The 3,378-nt window shown below is 60.3% G+C and carries 2 protein-coding genes and 1 pseudogene; 1 reads left to right on the top strand and 2 read right to left on the bottom strand.

Going from position 1 to position 3,378, the window contains the following annotated elements; all coding sequences use genetic code 11:
* Positions 1-116: 116 nt before the first annotated feature.
* A complete protein-coding gene (locus tag E5Z01_RS18735) occupies positions 117-2,642 on the bottom strand; it encodes an ATP-binding cassette domain-containing protein (protein WP_135230764.1) in 2,526 nt (841 codons plus the stop codon).
* Positions 2,643-2,703: 61 nt separating this feature from the next.
* A pseudogene (locus E5Z01_RS18740) lies at positions 2,704-3,099 on the bottom strand (IS3 family transposase); the annotation flags it as partial.
* 58 nt (positions 3,100-3,157) lie between these two features.
* On the opposite strand from E5Z01_RS18740, the gene E5Z01_RS18745 reads away from it, so the two are divergent.
* Positions 3,158-3,378, top strand: a 221-nt coding sequence (locus E5Z01_RS18745) for a transposase (protein ID WP_167758020.1), incomplete at its 3' end; no start/stop codon positions are given.

Consider the following 3,378-nt stretch of genomic DNA (forward strand, 5'->3'; position numbering starts at 1 on the left):
AACCGCGTTCCAGACGCCGTTTTTCAAAACTGCGAGATGTCAGCTGAGCCAGTCTCTCCACCGAGGAGCCGTTTGTCCGTGCTGACCTTATCGGAGTCAGCACGGATTGAGCTGCCTTAACCTGCCGTTCGTAGCGTGGCCCGCAAGTACGGAGCCGTTTTACTCTCGCCGCTCGCCGCTACCACTTCGGGTGTACCCTGCACTACTACTTGTCCGCCCTGGTCGCCCGCGCCAGGGCCAATATCGATGACCCAGTCGCTGCCTGCCACCATCTGCATCTTGTGTTCGACAGCAATCACAGTGTTGCCCGCTTCCACGAGCTTGTCGAGTTGCTTTTGCAGGCGGTCAATGTCGGCGGGGTGCAGCCCTGTGGTCGGCTCGTCCAGGATGTAGACCGTGCCGCCCCGTCCACTGCGGTGCAACTCGGTGGCCAGCTTGATGCGCTGCGCCTCGCCGCCCGACAGCTCAGTAGCAGGCTGACCCAGCCGCAGGTAGCCCAGGCCGACCTCGCGCAGGGTGTCAAGCAGCCGGGTCATGTTGGGTTCCTGGTCAAAGAAGTCAGAGGCCGCGTCCACCGTGAGGGACAGCACCTCGGCCACGTTCTTGCCCTTGTAGGTGACTTCGAGGGTCTCGGCGTTGTAGCGCGTGCCGTGACAGACCGAGCAGGGCGCGTACACGCTGGGCAAGAACAGCAGTTCCACCATCATCCACCCTTCACCCTGACAGTGTTCGCAACGCCCGCCCTTAACGTTGAAGGAAAAGCGACCTGCCGCGTACCCGCGCTGCTTGGCCAGCGGTGTGGCGGCAAAGAGTTTACGGACCTGATCGAACAGGCCGGTATACGTCGCCATGTTACTGCGGGGCGTGCGGCCAATGGGTTTTTGGTCCACCTGAATCAGCCGAGTGATCTGCGCGAGGTCGCCGCCTAAGTGGGCCACTTCACCCGTCCTGTGCGTCGTCTCATCGTCGGCTTCAGGGGCGTCTTGCTCCAGGGGATGGCCGAAATGGTGGGCCAGCGCTTCTACCAACGCCTGACTGACCAGCGTGGATTTCCCCGACCCCGAAATGCCCGTGATGCTGGTCAGCACGCCCAAAGGAAAGCGCACACTCAGGTCGTGCATGTTGTGGCGGGTGACATGGTTCAGTTCCAGCCACCCCTGTGGGGTACGTAGAGGGGTGGTACGAGCTTGCGGCTCAGCGAAAAGGTAACGGGCCGTCGCAGAATCGGATATCTCGCTCAAGCCTTTGGGCGGGCCGCTGTACAGAATCTGCCCGCCCTGTTCGCCCGCACCTGGCCCCACGTCTACCAGCCAATCGGCGCGGCGGATAATATCCAATTCATGCTCGACCACAAACAGCGAGTTTCCGCCCCGCTTAAGACCATCTAGGGCCGTCAGCAGCGCCTCGGTATCAGCGGGGTGTAATCCTGCCGAGGGTTCGTCCAGCACATACACTACCCCGAACAGGTTGGAATAAAGCTGGGTCGCCAAGCGCAGCCGCTGCAATTCGCCGGGCGAGAGGGTAGGCGTGCTGCGTTCCAATTGTAAGTAACCTAAGCCAAGGTCGAGGAGGACGTTCATGCGGCGCGTCAGGTCTTCGGCCATGCGTTGTAGAGCGATGGCCTGCTCTGGCCGGTTCTTTGATCGCTCGGCATGGCCGGGGTCGCGCTCCTCGGCGAAGGGAAGTAACAGGGTCGCAGCAGTCGCAAGGGGCAGTCGTGAAAACTCGGTGATGTCCAGTCCGGCAAAAGTCACGTTCAGAGCTTCTTGCCGTAGCCGCTTACCGTGACACAGGGGGCAATCTTGCACGATCATGTACTCCAGAACCCGTTTTTTCATGGACGCGCTCTCGGTGTCGGCAAACGTGTGCATGACGTGGCGGCGAGCGCTTGAAAAGGTGCCCATGTAACCGGGTTCCAGTTTGCGTTTGACGGCGCGGCGGGTTTCTTCTGGGGTGAAGCCCGGATAGACCGGAACAACGGGTTGTTCCTCGCTGAAGAGAATCCAGTCGCGGGTGTCTTGGGGGAGCTCATTCCAAGGTCGGTCTACGTCAATTCCGAGCGACACTAGAATGTCGCGCTGGTTCTGGCCACCCCAGGCGGTGGGCCAGGCGGCGATGGCCCGTTCCCTGATGGTCAGCGAGGGATCAGGCACCATTGAGTCTTCGGTGACGGTATAGACCCGCCCCAATCCGTGACACTCCTGGCAAGCGCCATCTGGAGTGTTGGGGGAAAAACCATCGGCGTACACGATGTCTTGACCAGGCGGATAATCTCCAGCGCGGGAGTAAAGCATTCGAAGCAGATTGGACAGCGTGGTGACACTGCCCACCGAGGAGCGGGCGGTGGGCGTGCCGCGCTGCTGCTGAAGGGCAATGGCGGGCGGCAAGCCTTCGATGGCATCCACGTCAGGCACCCCGAGCTGATTGAACAGACGCCGAGCATAGGGCGAGACCGATTCCAAGTAGCGCCGCTGCGCTTCGGCATAGAGCGTACCGAACGCAAGCGTGGATTTGCCTGAACCAGAGATGCCTGTAAAGACTACCAGGGCGTCGCGCGGTAGGCTAACGGAAATGTCTTTGAGGTTGTGCTCACGCGCACCTCGCACCTGCACATGGCCGCGTTCTGCAAGATGGTCGTTCATTGCCTGAAACTATAGTGTTCGCTAAGAGGGTTGAAATTGCAAGGGGTAGGTGGAGAGTGAGTTAGGGATGGGGGGCTTGCTCCTCAAACGCCACCGGTGACTGGTAGCTCAGCGAGGAGTGACGACGCTGACGGTTGTAGAACACCTCAATCCACTCGAACACCTCCGTTCTCGTCTGGGCGCGAGGAAGTCGCGCCCTATCCAGTTCCAACTCAGTTTTCAGGGTAGCGAAAAAGCTTTCCTGCACACTGTTATCCCAGCAATTCCCCTTTCTGCTCATGCTCTGCACTGCCTCCAGGCGCTGCAATGCCTGTCGGTACGCCTCGCTGGCATATTGGCTGCCCCGATCTGAATGGTGCAGGAGACCTGCACCAGGACGACGACGCTCCAAGGCCATCTGCAAGGCTTCAGTGACCAGCAGTGTTTCCAGGCGCTCACTCATGGCCCAACCAACGATTGGGATTAGGGCAGTTTTGCGTCGGTGCGGTTAAGCCTTCAGCATAGGAGGCGAGACCATGACGACCAGGAAGACCTACACTGCAGAATTCAAACGCCAGGCCATCGAACTGGCCGACCGAGAAGATATCGGCCCGAGTCGAGTCGCCCGAGACCTCGGAATCAGCCTCTCCGCGCTGTCCAGATGGCGCAAACAGGCCGCAAAGCAAGGTTCCCTCGCCTTTCCAGGTCAGGGCCGAATGGCCCTGACGCCACAGGAGCAGGAAATCAAACGTCTCCA

Origin of the sequence: Deinococcus fonticola, from assembly GCF_004634215.1 — a bacterium.
Classification (GTDB): domain Bacteria; phylum Deinococcota; class Deinococci; order Deinococcales; family Deinococcaceae; genus Deinococcus; species Deinococcus fonticola.